The organism is Nocardioides convexus (assembly GCF_011090295.1).
In genome coordinates this window covers 3,687,770-3,699,859 of the sequence record NZ_JAAMYA010000001.1, presented here as the reverse complement: position 1 = coordinate 3,699,859, position 12,090 = coordinate 3,687,770, and the positions used below count along the sequence as shown (strand labels likewise).

The window sequence follows — 12,090 nt, the reverse complement described above, 5'->3', positions numbered from 1 at the left end:
ACCGCGACCCCGGAGCCGCAGCAGCCCACCACCGACCAGCCGGGCGCCTCCGGTGGCGGAGGCACCGCGCTGCCGTGGTGGCCGCTCGCCGTCGCCGGCCTGGTGCTGCCCTTCCTCGCGCTGGCACTCGCGCGCGGGCTGCGCTCGCTGCGGCAGCGCCGTGGGGGTGCGCGGGGCGCGTGGGCGGAGGTGCTCGACTACCTGGTGCTCGCCGGCCGGCCGGCGGGACGGCACGAGTCCGCGAGCCAGGTCGCCGAGCGGGCCCGCGCCGGTTCCGGGACACCCGAGGTGGTGCCGCTGGCCCACGCCGCGGAGCACGCGGCCTTCGGCCCGGACCCGGCCCCGGAGCGCGGCCCGGCACCGGCGGCGCTGGCCGTGGTGCGGCGCGCGGCGCGTCGTACCGTCCCGGCGTGGCGGCGGCTGTGGTGGCCCTTCGACCCCCGTCCGCTGCTCAGGGGCGGCAGCGCGGCGCCTTCGCCGCGGCGAGCTCCCCGTCCAGCGTCGTCGCGATGACGGTGTAGCAGAGGTCCTTGGCGTCCGGGTCGACCCCGGTGATGGTGTACGACGTGGTACCTGCGGCGAGCAGGCTGGCCGAGGATCGCCCGCACCGGCCGGGTCTGCACCACGGTGAACGACGCCTCGCCCCCGGTGCGGTCGGCCCAGGTCAGGGTGAGGGACGTGCCGTCGTCGTCGAGGCGGCGCAGCACCGGGCTGATCGCGGGGTTGTACTTCGGCGGCTGCACGGTGCCGCCCGCGGTCGGGTCGAGCGTCGGCAGGGCCGTCGAGCCGCTGTCGCGGCGCTGCGGCGGGTCCTCGCCGTCGCTGCGCAGCGCCTGGGCGGCGATGCCGAGCGTGACGCCGACGATGGTCGCCACGATGCCGAGGTAGAGCGCGATCCGCCGCTTGCGAGGCCGCGGGCCGTCGTCGCCCGGCAGCACCTCCGAGCCCGGGTCCCCGTTGCCCTCGCCGCGGCCGGAGGCAGTCGGCTCGGCATCTCGCTCGAGCGCCGTACCGGGGGCGTGGGAGAGGACCGACAGCGCGACCGGGCCGGGCTCGGCGACCGGCGCGGGCACCGGCTCGGCGGGCCGGGGCCGCTCGGCGGTGTCGTCGCGGCGAACGGGACGCGGCGCAGGTGCGACCGGCCCGGCCTCGGGCGCCCAGGCGCGCAGCGACGCACGCAGGTCCTCCAGCGCGTCGCGCATCGCCGCCGCGTCCGGCCAGCGCTCGGCGGGGTCCTTGCGCAGGGCCCGCTCGACCACCGCGACCAGCCCGGCGTTCGCGTCGGTCACCGCGAGCGGGCGGTGCGGCTCGGTCCGGGCCCGGCGCAGGTACGCCAGCGCCGTGTCGTCGTCCGGGTCGTCGGCGGCGAACGGCGGCCGCCCGTCGAGCAGGGTGAACAGGGTGGAGCCGAGCGACCAGATGTCGTCGGCCACCGTCGGGGGGTGCCCGTCGAGGATCTGCGGCGACGCGTGGCGGTAGGTGAAGCGCTCCGCCGAGGCGGTGTGCTCCGAGCCCGCGAGCCGGGCGATCCCGAAGTCCCCGAGGACGTACGACGTGGGCAGCACCATCACGTTCTGCGGCTTCACGTCGCGGTGCAGCACCCCGTGGGCGTGGGCGAAGGAGAGCGCGTCGGCCAGCACGGTGCCGATCGCGACCACGTCCGGCGCCGGGACCGGGCCGGACTCGTGCAGCCGGTGGTCCAGCGAGCCGCGCTCGTAGTGGTCCATCACGATCGCCGGGCGTCCCGAGTCCGTCGTACCGGTCGCCAGGACGGTCATGATGTTGGGGTGCTGCCGGCCGAGGTCGACGGTGATCTCGACCTCGCGCTCGAAGCGGGACACCGTCGTCGCGTCGTCCACGAGGAGCACCTTGATCGCGACGTCCCGGTTCAGCCGGGTGTCCCGCGCCCGATAGACCACGCTCTCGCCACCGCGGCCGATCTCGACCAGGTCGGTGTAGCCGGCCAGGGACTCCGCCGCCGGCGGTGGGCCCGCCGGGGCCGGCTCGGCCGGCATCCAGGCGCGGTCGGCGTGCGGGTCGCCGCCCGAGACCTCACCCGCCATCCCCGTCCTCGCTCTCGCGTCACGCCGGTGGGAGCACCCCCAACCGGATTCGAACCGGCGTACCCGCCGTGAAAGGGCGGTGTCCTGGGCCGCTAGACGATGGGGGCCCGCCGTCGCCGGACCAGGCCCACGACAGCCGGGCCAGCATAGTGCGCCGCCGCGGCCGCGCGCCCATCCGGATCGCGAAGGTGCCTCCGCTTTCGTGAGAACCGGCGGGCTCTAGTAAGGTGTGCGACTGCCTGGCCAGGTAAACTCAGTTGGTACGAGCGACCGACTGAAAATCGGTAGGTCGGCGGTTCGACCCCGCCCCTGGCCACAGCGACGAAGGGCCCCGCAGCACGCTGCGGGGCCCTTCGTGCGTCCCGGCTCAGGCGTCGCGCACGCAGCGGAAGCCGAGGTGACCGGTGCTGCTCTCGAGCGCCTGCCCCTGCCGCGCGCTGGCGCGGTAGCGCCGGCAGTACGACGGTGCGCACAGGTGCGAGCCGCCCTTGGTGACCGCGCGGGTCTCCTCGGCGGCGGGGCCGCTGGGGGCGCAGCAAGCTCGCCACCATCGCCAGCGGCGCGGCGCCGTGGTCGTCGGTCCAGGGCGAGGAGGTCCACTCCCAGACGTTGCCGATCATGTCGACCGGGCCGAACGCGTTGGGGCGGAAGGAGCCGACGGGCGTCGTACCGGCACCGCGGGGGTCGTCGTGGCGCCAGGGGAAGTCGCCACGGAAGGTGTTGGCCATCGGCCGGCCGCGCGGCTCCAGGCTCCTCCCCCACGGGTACGTCGTGGTGGCACCCGCCTGCGCCGCGTGCTCCCACTCGGCCTCGGTCGCGAGCCGCTTGCCCGCCCAGGCGGCGTAGGCGAGGGCGTCGACGTGCGCGACGTGGACGACGGGGTGCTTGTCGCGCCCGTCGAGCGTGCTCCCGGGGCCGGCGGGGTGGCGCCAGTCGGCGCCGGGGACCCAGGCCCACCAGCGGCGCCAGTCGTCGAGCGGGACCGGACCGGCGGGCGGGGTGAAGACGAGGGAGCCGGGCTCGAGCTCGTCGAGGCGCTCACCGGGGACGGGCGGCGGGGGCAGACTCGGCGAGGGTGACGTGGCCGGTGTCGGCGACGAAGCGGCGGAACTCGGCATTGGTGACGGGGTGCTCGTCGACCCACAGGTCCGGCACCTCGACCCGGCGGACGGGCCGCTCCTCCGGGTAGGCGTCCTCGCTGCCGATGGTGGCGGCACCGCCGGGCACCAGGACCCCGCGTGCGGTCCGGCGCGTGCTGTCGGCGCGTCCCATGGTGGACACCTCCTCTCCGTCGTACGACTGAAACCTATTATCTCGACAGGCTTTGTCCACTATGCAGGAGGCTCCCCCATGCCCGACCAGTCCACCACGCCCTCCGGCCTCTCCCGCCGCGGTCTCGCCGGCGCCGCCGTCGGCGTTCTCGGTGCCGCCGCCGTGGTCGGCGCCGGCGCGAGCGCGGCGTCCGCCGAGCAGCCGTTCCGCGCGATCGCGAGCAAGGGCCGCCGGCCGCGTCCCAACATCCTCGTCATCCTCGCCGACGACCTCGGCGCCGCGGACCTGAGCCTCCTACGGCTCCCCCGACATCGAGACCCCGCACCTGGACGCGTTGGCCGCCTCGGGCGTGCGCTTCACCCAGGGCTACTCCGCGGGCGCGGTCTGCTCGCCCACCCGGATCGCGCTCTACACCGGCCGTCACCCGGGCCGGATCCCCGGCGGCCTGCAGGAGCCGATCGGCCGAGCCAACGACCGCGACGGGATCCCGCCCTCGCACCCCACCCTCGCCTCGCTGCTCAAGGGGGCGGGGTACTCCACGCACATGGTCGGCAAGTGGCACGGCGGCTTCCTGCCGACGTTCGGGCCGCTCAAGTCCGGGTGGGACACCTTCTACGGCAACTACTCCGGTGGCCTCGACTACTTCAGCAAGTACGCCCACAACGGCCTCTACGACCTCTACGACGGCGAGACCCGGGTCGAGGACCCGCGCTACTACACCGACATCCTCACCGAGAAGGCCACTGCGGTGATCCGCGCCGGGGCGCGGGAGCACCGGCCGTGGCTGTTCAACCTCAACTTCACCGCCCCGCACTGGCCCTGGGAGGGGCCGGGCGACAAGGCGGTCAGCGACGAGTCTCACGGCGCGACTGCGGGGCGGCGACACCCAGGCGCTGTTCCACAACGACGGCGGCTCGCTGGCCAAGTACAAGGAGCTCGTCGAGCACCTCGATCGCTCGATCGGCAAGGTGCTCGCCGAGCTGCGCCGCACCGGCCAGGACCGGGACACGATCGTGCTCTTCGCCAGCGACAACGGCGGCGAGCGGTTCAGCCTACAACTGGCCCTTCACCGGCAACAAGGCCGGCGTCAACGAGGGCGGGATCCGGGTGCCGGTGATCCTGTCGTGGCCGGGCCGGATCGAGAAGCGGCAGGTGGACGACACCCCGGTCACCACGACCGACTGGACCGCGACCTTCCTCGAGACCGGCGGCGCGCGGCCGGACCCGTCGTACCCGCTCGACGGGACCAGCCTGGTCGGCCACCTCTTCGAGGGCGAGGACGTCCCCGAGCGCGACCTGTTCTGGCGCACCCGGAGCGGCCGGGCGCTGCGCCGCGGCGACCTGAAGTACGTGCGGCTGAGCGGCACCGACCACCTCTACGACCTCGCGGCCGACTCCCGCGAGCAGGCGGACCTGGCCAAGAAGCAGCCCGCCGACCTCGCGGCACTGCGCACCGCGTGGGAGAAGGTCGACGCGAGCCTGCTCGCCTACGCCTGAGCGGGGCCGCCCAGGTCCCGCGGCCACCACGGCGGGAGCAGCCGGCCGTAGAGCGCGAGGAGCTCCTCGACGTCCGGGTCCGGCTGCTCCAGCCAGGCCGCGATCACGCCGACCGTGCCGTCGGCGATGAAGCGGGCGGCGGCGTCGGCGACGTACGCGTGCTCCAGGCCCGGTACGTCGAGCGCCACGTCGACCCCGGACACCTCCCGCAGGATCCGCCCGCTCTCGCGGAAGTGCCGCCCGAGCATCCCGCGCAGCCCGTGGTCGGTCTCGCCGTCGGCGAGACCGGCCCGGTAGATCGCCGCGTGCCGGGCCACGTGCTCCAGCACCCCGCGGGTCACCGCGGTCACCGAGCGGGCCACCTCCTCGGGCGGGGCGCCGGCGGCGGGGAGCCCGGCACGCAGGTCGTCCAGGCTCGGCGCCGAGCGCGGCCTGCAGCAGGCTCGTCGACGGAGCCCGCGTGCTCGTAGACGGTCGAGCGGTGCACCCCGGCCGCGGCGGCGACGGCGGTCATCGAGATCTCCGCGACCGGGCGCTCGGCGGCCGGGCGGAGCACCGCGTCGTGCAGGAGCGCGCGGCTGCGCTGCTGGCGGGGGTCCACCCGTGGAATGTTATCCGACATCTGTAGGTTAGACCCCTATCCGACACTTGTCGGACAGAACTCAGGAGGTAGGAAACATGGCCACCTACGACGTAGCAGACCGCTCCGCCATCGTCACCGGAGGCGGCTCCGGCATCGGCCGGGCGGTCGCCGAGTTCGCTGGCCGCGAACGACGCGTCCGTGCTCGTCGCCGACATCGACGCCGCCGCCGCGCAGAGCGTCGTCGCGGCGATCACCGCCGCCGGCGGCACCGCCGCGCCCTTCGTCGGCGACGTCGGCGACCCGGACACCGCGACCGCGATGGTCGCGGCCGCCGAGGAGCTCGCCCCGCTGCGGATCGCCGTCAACAACGCCGGCATCGGCGGCGCCAACGCGCCCGTCGGGGAGTACCCGATCGACTCGTGGCGCAAGGTCGTCGACATCAACCTCAACGCCGTCTTCTACGGCGTGCGCGCGCAGGTCCCCGCGATGGCCGCCCACGGCGGCGGCGCGATCGTCAACATGGCCTCGGTGCTCGGCTCGGTCGGCATCGCCGGCTCCTCGGCGTACGTCACCGCCAAGCACGGCCTGCTCGGCCTCACCAAGAACGCCGCCCTCGAGCACAGCGCCCAGGGCGTGCGGGTCACCGCGGTCGGTCCCGGCTTCATCGCCACGCCCCTGCTGGAGGCCAACCTCGACGCCGCGACCCAGCAGGCGCTCGCGGACAAGCACGCCACCGGCCGCCTCGGCACGCCGGAGGAGGTCGCCGCGCTCGTCGCCTTCCTGGTCTCCGACGCCGCCACCTTCGTCACGGGCAGCTACCACCTGGTCGACGGCGGGTACGCCGCCTCCTGACCCCCCGGCGGCACCCGCGTGAGACGCTGCGCGGGTGCTGCCCCGCTTCGCGATCGTCGCGCGCCACCGCCCGGTCGAGATCGTCGGGACACCCCTCGTCGCCGAGCGGTACGACGACCCGCGGGCTCAGCAGTCGAGCACCGCCGCGCTGCCCCTGCTGGCGCCGTTCGCGGCGGTCGAGTCTGTCGCTCGCGGGCCGCGGCGGCGGCACCACCGCGAGCCTGGCAGGACCGGACGGCTCCCAGGCTTCTCCGCGGTCCTCGACCAGGGCCGGGTCCGGATCACGATCCGCTCGGGCGCGGCCGAGACGGTCCACCGCAGCCGGCGCCACGGCAGGACCCGGCGCTCGCCGGGCCGCCTGGCGCTCGCGCTCACCGGGACGCACGTCTCGGCGCTGACCTTCGAGGCCGGCTCCTGGGTGCTCCGCGCCCGGGTGGACCTGGCCGGAGGCCACGTCCGCTCCCCGGAGTGGCTGGCCGGGCTGACCGCGTCGTGGTCCTCGGCGGAGCCCGGCGCGGTGACCGCCTGGCGGGCGGGGACGTTCGGGCAGGCTGGGGCTGCGCGACATCAGGCTGGTGACGGAGGCCGACGGCTCGGCGTACCGCACCGCGGACGGGTCGGTGCTGCTGTCGGCGACCAGCGCGGGACCAGGGTTCTTCGGCACGGCACACACCTCGTTGTGGACTCTTGACGCACAAGGGGGGATGCGGCGCGGTGCCGTGCTGTACTTCCAACGACCCGGTCGGCCCGGGGGCTACGGCGACCACGCGACCCACGTGGTCCGCGACGGCGGGCGCTGGCTGGTCGCCACCAGCACCTGGTCAGACTTCCCGGCCGACAAGCGGGCGCGCCGGGACGCCCGGGTGGCCGTGACGCTGGCCGAGACGAGCGCCGACCTCACCCGCGGCCAGCACCTGCTGGCCACGCGTGCGCTCGACCTGCCCACCGACGGCCCGAGCGTCGGCGTCTGGGACCCGCACCTGGTCCGCGACGGGGACACCTGGCTGGTCGGCTACGTCAGCGCCCGGCGGTTCTTCGACTTCCACCCGGTGCTCGCGAGCGGCCCGTCACTGGACGCGCTCACGCTGCGTGCCTCCGCGACCGGCCGTACGGCGACCGAGGGCACCACGCTGCACCACGACGGCGCCGCGTGGCGGGTGCTCGCCAGCGACGGCCGGGACGGCCCCCGCGGACGGCGCGGACGGTTCCCGGTGCTCGACCTCGACCTGCGTGAGATCGGCACCGTGGACGCGCCGTACCCCTCGAACCTGCCGTGGCCCACCGTGGTCCCGCCGGACCCGGCCGTCCCGGGTGACCGGTGGCGGCTGGTGACCTTCGACGGTACGCCGTCAGGAGGTGCGCTCGCGGGTTACGGGACCCACGGCGACGTGATCGTCATGCACGAGGCGCAGTGAAGCGCGTCGTGCCTACCGATCGCTCGGGTCGGCGTAGTCCGACCACTTCTCGAGCACCTCAGGCTCGACCTCCTCGGTGCGGCTCGCCGGCTCCCCGTGGAGCTCAGCGGCCAACGCCGAGAGATCGGTGTCGTGAGTGCGGTACTTCAGGTCGCGTGCGACCTTGGTCTGCTTGGCTTTCGCTCGGCCGCGGCCCATAGGGTCCAGCCCCCTCGCACACTTGGCCGGGAACCCTCCGGGCCCCGGACTGCTGAATCAGAGTCTCGTGGGCCTAACGGTACATGGCCGGTGGGTGTTCCCGCACGCCAGCCCACCCGAAACGCGGGGCGGGAGACCCAGGTCACCAACCGGGGTGCTGGCCGACCAGCTCGACGGTGCCCTGCTGCTCCGGATCGACGCCGACCTCGCCGGCGGCCCAGGAGTCGATCCCGAAGTCCCCGAGCCGGGCGAGCACCGCGTCGGCGGCGTCCGGCGCGACCAGCGCGACCATGCCGACGCCGCAGTTCAAGGTGGCCTCGAGGTCGGGCTGGGCGACCTCGCCGACCTGGCGGACCAGGTCGAAGACCGGGCCCGGCGTCCAGGTGCCGCGGTCCAGGGTGGCCTTGAGCTCCGGCGGCATCACCCGGGCCAGGTTGTTGGCCAGGCCGCCGCCGGTGACGTGCGCCATCGCGTGCGTCTCGGTCTCGCGGGCGATCGCCAGGCAGGGCTTGGTGTAGAGCCGGGTCGGCTCCAGCAGGCTCCTCGCCGAGGGTCCGCCCGAGCCTCCTCGACCTGGCGGTCCACGGTCCAGCCGGCCTGGGTGAAGAAGACGTGACGGGCCAGGGGTAGCCGTTGGAGTGCAGGCCACTGGCCGCCATCGCGATCACGACGTCACCGGGACGGACCCGGCCCGGGCCGAGCAGCGCATCGGCCTCGACGACACCGGTCGTGGCGCCGGCGACGTCGTACTCGTCGGGGGCGAGCAGGCCCGGGTGCTCGGCGGTCTCGCCGCCGACCAGCGCGCAGCCGGCCTCCACGCACGCCTCGGCGATGCCCTTGACGATCGCCGCGATCCGCTCGGGGACGACCTTGCCGGTGGCGATGTAGTCGGTCATGAACAGCGGCTCCGCGCCGCACACGACCAGGTCGTCGACGACCATGCCGACCAGGTCGAAGCCGATCGTGTCGTGCTTGTCCATCAGGCTGCGCGACGGCGACCTTGGTGCCCACGCCGTCGGTGGAGGTGGCCAGCAGCGGGCGCTGGTACGCCGTCAGGGCGCTCGCGTCGAAGAGGCCGGCGAAGCCGCCGAGGCCACCCAGCACCTCGGGCCGACGGGACTTCTCGACCCACTCCTTCATCAGGTCGACGGCGCGGTCCGCGGCCTCGATGTCGACGCCGGCACGGGCATAGGCGTTCTCAGCCACGGTTCCCCTTGGTTCGCTCACGGGTTGTTGAAGACGGGAAGGGCCTCGCCGTGCGTGCTCGGCGAGAGCGTCGCCTCCAGCAGGTGCTTGCCGAGCAGGCTCTCGTCGGGCAGGCTCGATCGGGTAGTCGCCGGTGAAGCAGGCCGTGCACAGGCTGGCTCTGCGGCTGGCCGGTCGCCTCGATCATGCCGTCGAGGGAGATGTAGCCGAGGCTGTCGGCGCCCACGCTGGCGGCGATCTCGTCGACATCGAGGCCGTTGGCGATCAGGCTCGGCGCGGGTGGCGAAGTCGATGCCGTAGAAGCACGGCCACTTCACCGGTGGGCTGGAGATCCGGACGTGGACCTCCAGGGCACCGGCCTCGCGGAGCATCCGGACCTGGGCGCGCTGGGTGTTGCCGCGCACGATCGAGTCGTCGACCACCACGATCCGCTTGCCGCGGATCATGTGCTCCAGGGCGTTGAGCTTGAGCCGGATGCCGAGCCTGGCGCAGGGTCTGGCTGGGCTGGATGAAGGTCCGCCCGACGTAGGCGTTCTTGACGAAGCCCTGGCCGAACGGGATCCCGCTCTCCAGCGCGTAGCCGGACGCGGCCGGCGTACCGGACTCAGGGACGGGGATCACCAGGTCGGCCTCGACCGGGAACTCCCGGGCCGGCTGGCGGCCCATCTCGACCCGGGCCTCGTGCACGCTGCGCCCGGCGATGGCGGCGTCGGGGCGGGCGAGGTAGACGTACTCGAACACGCAGCCCTTGCGGCGCGGCTCGGCGAACTTGTGCGAGCGCAGGCCGTCCTCGTCGATGACGAGCAGGCTCACCGGGCTCGACCTCGCGGACGACGCTGGCGCCGATGGTGGCCAGCGCGGCGGACTCGCTGGCCACGACCCAGCCGCGGTCGAGCCGGCCGAGCACGAGCGGCCGGATGCCCTCGGGGTCGCGCGCGGCGTACAGGGTGTTCTCGTTCATGAAGACGAAGACGAAGGCGCCCTCGACCTGCGGCAGCAGGCTCCAGCGCGCGCGACTCCAGGGACTGGTCGGGGTGGTGCGCCAGCAGCGCGGTGACCAGGCTGGTGTCGTTGGTGGAGGCCTCGAGGTTGCGGGCGTGGATGTCGAGACTCGCCCTCGTCACTGGGCAGTCTGCTGCACCATCTGCGCGAGCGCGGCGGTGTTGATCAGGTTGCCGTTGTGGCCGAGCGCGATCGAGCCGTCCTCGGTGGGCCGGAACGTCGGCTGGGCGTTCTGCCAGGTGCTCGACCCGGTCGTGGAGTAGCGGCAGTGGCCGACCGCGAGGTGGCCGGTGAACGACGCCAGCGCGTTCTCGTCGAAGACCTGGGAGACCAGTCCCATGTCCTTGTAGACGAGGATCTGCCGGCCGTTGCTGACCGAGATGCCGGCCGACTCCTGCCCGCGGTGCTGCAGCGAGTACAGACCGAAGTAGGTCAGGCTTGGCGACATCCTCACCCGGGGCCCAGACGCCGAAGACTCCGCACACGGCTTCCAGCCTACCGGCGAAGTGCTCGCAGGCCTCAGTTCGCGAGGCTGCGGCGAGACGTGCGCTCCACCACGGTCGCCGCGACCTGGGCCGCCTGGGCCCGGATCTCGGGGATGGCGGTGGACTCCCACAGCGTCCCCTTGCGCGGCGGGCCCACCAGGTGGAGGCCCGGGACCGGCTGCCCGGACGCGTCGAGCACCTGGCCCTCGGGGGTCGCGTCGAGACCGAGCGCGAGCGGGTCGGGGGCGACCGTGCCGCGGGCCAGCAGCGCCTGGATGAGCGGGTCCGCGCTGCGTCGTACGTCGGAGAGGGGGCCGGTGCAGTTGACCACGGCATCGACCTCCAGGGTCTCGGCACCGGAGGTCACCCGGCAGCGCTCACCGAGGTCGGTGACGGTCTCCAGGGTCCCGGGGCGCACGTGCAGGCGGCCCTCGTAGCGGTAGCGCTGCAGCCGGAGCGCGACGTCGGGCGCCATCCGGTGGCGTCGTACCTCCCAGTCGCGGGCGTAGACCTCCAGGAAGCGCCGGCGCTCGGCGAGCGGCAGCCGGCGCCACAGGTCCTGCGTGGCCGGGCGCAGACCGTCGACGACCGCGCGCCAGCCGACCCCGCGCTCGGCGGCGGCCCTGCACTCCTCGGTGACGGCCTCGGCGATCGCGTCGGCGGTGACCGGCCCCTCGGGCACCTTGGTGACCCAGGCGGTGTGGGCCTGGCCGACGTGCGGCTTGGGCAGCAGGCCGTGGCGGCTGAGCATGGTGACCTCGCGGTCCGGGCCGTCCTCCAGCAGCGTGATGACGGTGTCGACCGCGGTCAGGCCGGTGCCCACCACGACGATCCTGGCCTCGGCGGGCAGCGCCCGCAGACGGGCGAGCCTGCCACGGGTTGGCGACGTGCCAGGGCGCCTCGGGCAGCGCCTCGCCGGTGGCCGCCACGGTCAGCGGGCGCGGCGGCTGGTTGCCGTGGCAGAGCACGACCGCGTCGGCGGTGGAGCGCGAGCGCTCGGTGACGATCTCGAAGCCGTCGGCGGCCGGCACCACGTCGAGCACCCGACCGGCCCGCACCCGGAGCCGGTCGTCGGCGACGTCGGCGAGCCGGTCCTGGAGGTAGATCGCGTAGTCCGCGCGCGGCAGGAAGCCCTGCGGGTCGCTGCTCCGCCCGGTCCGCAGGGCCCAGTCGAGCAGGTCCGAGGGCGAGTCGGGGAAGGCGCTCATGTGCCGCGCGCGCACGTTGAGCAGGTGCCGCTGGTCGTTGGTGCCGTAGGCGATCCCCCGCCCCACGATCCCGCTGGCCTCGTGGACGACGACCTCGAGCGCAGGGTCGTCGGAGCGCACCAGGAGGTTGATCGCGGTCAGCACACCGCTCGCGCCGCCGCCGATCACCGCCACCCGGGTGCGCTCGGCCACGGGTCCGCGGTTCTCGGTCAGCGTCATAGCACAAAGTCTAGGGCATCACTCGACATTGGGTTGAGTTGTGGGTTCCCACCCGCGAGTTGTGGGTTTCCACCCGCGACTTGTGCCAAG

14 protein-coding genes, 2 tRNA genes and 3 pseudogenes are annotated in these 12,090 nt (G+C 74.1%); 6 read left to right on the top strand and 13 right to left on the bottom strand.

The genetic code is table 11. From position 1 onward, the window contains the following. Positions 1–197: 197 nt before the first annotated feature. Positions 198–2,063 (bottom strand): protein kinase, encoded by a 1,866-nt coding sequence (locus tag G5V59_RS37835; protein WP_341351049.1) that lies wholly within the window; start codon positions 2,061–2,063, stop codon positions 198–200. A 34-nt stretch (positions 2,064–2,097) separates the two neighbouring features. After that, positions 2,098–2,170 (bottom strand) — tRNA-Glu (locus G5V59_RS27580). Between the two features lie 134 nt (positions 2,171–2,304). On the opposite strand from G5V59_RS27580, the gene G5V59_RS27575 reads away from it, so the two are divergent. After that, positions 2,305–2,379, top strand: a tRNA-Phe gene (locus tag G5V59_RS27575). 51 nt (positions 2,380–2,430) lie between these two features. Here G5V59_RS27575 and G5V59_RS27570 read toward each other — a convergent pair. The 4 genes and pseudogenes from G5V59_RS27570 to G5V59_RS27555 form a co-directional block, all read right to left on the bottom strand. Continuing rightward, a complete protein-coding gene (locus tag G5V59_RS27570; protein WP_278260099.1) occupies positions 2,431–2,538 on the bottom strand; it encodes a hypothetical protein in 108 nt (35 codons plus the stop codon). A 142-nt stretch (positions 2,539–2,680) separates the two neighbouring features. Next, positions 2,681–3,181 (bottom strand): annotated as a pseudogene (locus G5V59_RS27565) (SUMF1/EgtB/PvdO family nonheme iron enzyme); the annotation flags it as partial. Further along, positions 3,102–3,335 (bottom strand): SUMF1/EgtB/PvdO family nonheme iron enzyme, encoded by a 234-nt coding sequence (locus G5V59_RS27560; RefSeq protein ID WP_278260098.1) that lies wholly within the window; start codon positions 3,333–3,335, stop codon positions 3,102–3,104. The gene G5V59_RS27560 and the pseudogene G5V59_RS27565, both read right to left, overlap by 80 nt. Before the next feature lie 59 nt (positions 3,336–3,394). Further along, entirely contained in the window at positions 3,395–3,559 is a 165-nt protein-coding gene (locus G5V59_RS27555; protein ID WP_278258618.1) for a hypothetical protein, read from the bottom strand. Between the two features lie 110 nt (positions 3,560–3,669). Here G5V59_RS27555 and G5V59_RS27550 point away from each other — a divergent pair, with 110 nt between their 5' ends. Together G5V59_RS27550 and G5V59_RS27545 are read left to right on the top strand one after the other, a co-directional pair. Continuing rightward, positions 3,670–4,452 (top strand): sulfatase-like hydrolase/transferase, encoded by a 783-nt coding sequence (locus G5V59_RS27550; protein WP_278258617.1) that lies wholly within the window; start codon positions 3,670–3,672, stop codon positions 4,450–4,452. Beyond that, entirely contained in the window at positions 4,443–4,832 is a 390-nt protein-coding gene (locus G5V59_RS27545; RefSeq protein ID WP_278258616.1) for a hypothetical protein, read from the top strand. Before G5V59_RS27550 ends, G5V59_RS27545 begins: the two co-directional genes overlap by 10 nt. Here G5V59_RS27545 and G5V59_RS27540 read toward each other — a convergent pair. Both G5V59_RS27540 and G5V59_RS27535 read right to left on the bottom strand, forming a co-directional pair. Beyond that, positions 4,823–5,194 carry a hypothetical protein gene (locus G5V59_RS27540; RefSeq protein ID WP_278258615.1) on the bottom strand — a complete coding sequence of 124 codons (372 nt, stop codon included), beginning with the start codon at positions 5,192–5,194 and terminating at the stop codon, positions 4,823–4,825. The two genes, G5V59_RS27545 and G5V59_RS27540, sit on opposite strands and share 10 nt — an antisense overlap. Then, positions 5,179–5,433, bottom strand: a complete 255-nt coding sequence (locus G5V59_RS27535; RefSeq protein WP_278258614.1) for a hypothetical protein — start codon at positions 5,431–5,433, stop codon at positions 5,179–5,181. Before G5V59_RS27535 ends, G5V59_RS27540 begins: the two co-directional genes overlap by 16 nt. 159 nt (positions 5,434–5,592) lie before the next feature. On the opposite strand from G5V59_RS27535, the gene G5V59_RS27530 reads away from it, so the two are divergent. The 3 genes from G5V59_RS27530 to G5V59_RS27520 are packed head-to-tail and all read left to right on the top strand — an operon-like array spanning position 5,593 to position 7,682. Beyond that, positions 5,593–6,267, top strand: coding sequence for an SDR family oxidoreductase (locus G5V59_RS27530; RefSeq protein WP_278260097.1), 675 nt, complete (start codon positions 5,593–5,595; stop codon positions 6,265–6,267). Positions 6,268–6,301: 34 nt separating this feature from the next. After that, complete coding sequence (locus tag G5V59_RS27525) at positions 6,302–6,958, top strand: hypothetical protein (RefSeq protein WP_278258613.1); 657 nt, start codon at positions 6,302–6,304, stop codon at positions 6,956–6,958. A 13-nt stretch (positions 6,959–6,971) separates the two neighbouring features. Next, positions 6,972–7,682, top strand: a complete 711-nt coding sequence (locus G5V59_RS27520) for a hypothetical protein (RefSeq protein WP_278258612.1) — start codon at positions 6,972–6,974, stop codon at positions 7,680–7,682. Between the two features lie 12 nt (positions 7,683–7,694). Here the strand turns inward: G5V59_RS27520 and G5V59_RS27515 are convergent, their stop codons facing one another. From G5V59_RS27515 to G5V59_RS27495, 5 genes and pseudogenes are all read right to left on the bottom strand, one after another. Then, positions 7,695–7,880 carry a DUF3073 domain-containing protein gene (locus G5V59_RS27515; protein WP_278258611.1) on the bottom strand — a complete coding sequence of 62 codons (186 nt, stop codon included), beginning with the start codon at positions 7,878–7,880 and terminating at the stop codon, positions 7,695–7,697. Between the two features lie 142 nt (positions 7,881–8,022). Then, positions 8,023–9,086, bottom strand: a pseudogene (gene purM / locus G5V59_RS27510) (phosphoribosylformylglycinamidine cyclo-ligase). Between the two features lie 117 nt (positions 9,087–9,203). Continuing rightward, a pseudogene (purF, locus tag G5V59_RS27505) lies at positions 9,204–10,582 on the bottom strand (amidophosphoribosyltransferase); the annotation flags it as partial. Positions 10,583–10,607: 25 nt separating this feature from the next. Continuing rightward, complete coding sequence (locus tag G5V59_RS27500) at positions 10,608–10,991, bottom strand: hypothetical protein (protein WP_278260357.1); 384 nt, start codon at positions 10,989–10,991, stop codon at positions 10,608–10,610. Continuing rightward, entirely contained in the window at positions 10,951–12,000 is a 1,050-nt protein-coding gene (locus G5V59_RS27495; RefSeq protein WP_278258610.1) for an FAD/NAD(P)-binding protein, read from the bottom strand. Before G5V59_RS27495 ends, G5V59_RS27500 begins: the two co-directional genes overlap by 41 nt. Between the last annotated feature and the right edge of the window lie 90 nt (positions 12,001–12,090).